This is a genomic window from Acinetobacter lactucae (assembly GCF_013344765.1).
Lineage (GTDB): Bacteria > Pseudomonadota > Gammaproteobacteria > Pseudomonadales > Moraxellaceae > Acinetobacter > Acinetobacter lactucae_A.
In genome coordinates, this window is record NZ_JABVBF010000447.1 from 1 (window position 1) to 393 (window position 393).

1 protein-coding gene is annotated in these 393 nt (G+C 25.7%); it reads left to right on the plus strand.

The genetic code is table 11. From position 1 onward, the window contains the following. Positions 1-393: hypothetical protein (locus HUN22_RS17785; protein WP_217488236.1), on the plus strand; the 393-nt coding region annotated here is incomplete at both ends.

A 393-nucleotide genomic window follows, 5' to 3' on the forward strand; every position in this document is an offset into this window, starting at 1 on the left:
TTATAATATATGATGAACTAAAAAAAAATATTGTAATTGCAAGAGATAGGGTGGGTACTTATCCACTATTTTATTATAATGACCGCGGAAAAGTTATAATATCCTCAAATTATAAAATTATTTTACAGAATATGGAGATTAATAAAAAAGTAAATAAAAGAGCGATAGGTCATTATCATAACTCTGGGTGGCTACCTAGAGGTTTTACATTTTTTGAAAATATAGTATCTATACCTCCTGGAACAGTTAGTGTTATTGATAATAATGGGCTTAGAGTAATTAATGATTATCAATTATTAGAAAATACAATAATAAGTAATGATTTTAATAAAAATTTAACAGATGTAAGATCTTTATTAACGGAAGCTGTTGACCTTTTTAAACCTTATTGTG